Genomic DNA, 1,514 nt, shown 5'->3' with positions numbered 1-1,514 from the left:
AGATGTCTCTCCGCCCTTTCGAGCGGCCACTGGCCCTCCTCGGACTCAGCTGACCAGCACCGCCCCCAGAACCTCAGACTTTGCAATCACCCTGGCTGCCAGCTGTGCATCGTCGTGCACGGTGAGCGGTGCGATGACCGGGATGGCCCGGCGGTCGATGCTGTCGAGCAGCGGGGCCCACTCGGCGCTCATCTCGATCCGCAGGCGTCCTTGTGTCTGTAGGAACTGTGCGCTCTACTCGCCGGTCCAACGCCGGTTGCGTTCGGCTTCGATGGCCTGGCGAGTCGCGCCGCCAAGTGTCCAGGTGCTGGAGTGATCGAGCTGGTTGGTGTGGACGAGTGTGCCGTCGCGACGGGCCACGTACACCCTGTCGACTGCGGCGAGGGCGTCGATCCGGTCGGCGGTATCCAGGACCCCCGCATGGGCAGCATCGTGCCACTGAGGGGGGATCCAGCGGCCGTAGCCGATGTCGTGGTGCCCTTGGTGGTACCGGGCGACGATTCCCTGCAGGCTTTGTGCCTCGTGCGTGGCCACGAAGGCAACATCGATTTCGCCGTAGCCGGCCTTTCGAAACTCCGCGAACCGGGCGAGGGCCCAGTCCGGGCCGGCGAGCGGGGCGCTGATCACTATGTCCAGGCGCTGTGCGCGCAGCAGTCTGGCCGTGCGGGTCCACCAGCGGCCTTTGATGTCTTCGGAAGCCAGGAAGGACGCGGTGAGGTCGTTGTCCTGGCTGAATGCCGTGTGACGGGGATGGAAGCTGAGCAGATCGTCGCCGTCGAGCGGAAAGGCTTCTGTCAGCTGCATGTGCTGGAGCAAGGTGTTTTGAACGGTGGTTTTTCCGGCGCCCGGTGGGCCTGCCACGAACAGGACAGTGGGGCTCTCACGCGGTGTGCCGGTGAGCGTGGGACGGATCAGCTGATTGAACAGCCGGGCGTTGTCCCGATCCGACATGGGTGCCGGGTACAGAGGCGTGTCGGTCATGCTGGCTCGTCCCTCAGCCGGCGCAGCAGGTCGGGGTAGTCCCTGCGGATGCGGGCCACTGCCTCGTGGTCCAGCACCGTCAGCTCTCGGCGCTCGGTGATGTGTCTCCGCTGCTCGATCAGCATCTGCTCTCTGTCTTCGGCGGATGTGGCTGCTGCGATCCGACGGCTGCAAGCGGCGATGACGGCACTGAGAAGTTCCCGGGCTGCGCCGAATTCGATGGCCTGCTCAGCTGTCCAGCCGCCAGAGCGGCCGACGTTGTTGGGCGATGGATCGTTCATGAGTTCCCCCTCTCTCGTGCGGCGGTACAACCGCACTCCTTGTTGCATGGTTCGCGTCGATGGGGCGGCCAATGTGGGCAGACTGGGACGCCGGCCCGCACGCACTGAGGAGAGTCCCGAGATGCAACCGCTCACCACATGGCACAAGAGCTCCTACTGTCCTGAGTCGTTAATTCGTGTGCAGTAGGCGGCGAGGGTGTCGAGGATGTCGTCGGCGGTCTTCGTCCAGATGAACGGCTTGGGGTTCTTGTT

The 1,514-nt window shown here is 65.1% G+C and carries 3 protein-coding genes; all 3 read right to left on the bottom strand.

Annotated elements, in window-relative coordinates; all coding sequences use genetic code 11:
• Positions 1 to 45: 45 nt before the first annotated feature.
• The 3 genes from ACZ4SA_RS36895 to ACZ4SA_RS36885 are packed head-to-tail and all read right to left on the bottom strand — an operon-like array spanning position 46 to position 1,262.
• The gene (locus ACZ4SA_RS36895) at positions 46 to 192 is read right to left on the bottom strand and encodes a hypothetical protein (protein ID WP_468283237.1); all 147 of its coding nucleotides are present in this window, start codon (positions 190 to 192) and stop codon (positions 46 to 48) included.
• A gap of 42 nt (positions 193 to 234) precedes the next feature.
• Positions 235 to 981: a zeta toxin family protein gene (locus ACZ4SA_RS36890; RefSeq protein ID WP_468283234.1), complete on the bottom strand. Its 747-nt coding sequence runs from the start codon at positions 979 to 981 to the stop codon at positions 235 to 237.
• Entirely contained in the window at positions 978 to 1,262 is a 285-nt protein-coding gene (locus ACZ4SA_RS36885; protein WP_468283231.1) for a hypothetical protein, read from the bottom strand. Before ACZ4SA_RS36885 ends, ACZ4SA_RS36890 begins: the two co-directional genes overlap by 4 nt.
• Between the last annotated feature and the right edge of the window lie 252 nt (positions 1,263 to 1,514).

Source organism: Streptomyces sp. NPDC027962 (genome assembly GCF_055566095.1).
The sequence above is the reverse complement of the archived record's forward strand: the minus strand, read 5'-3'. Positions and strand labels throughout refer to the sequence as shown.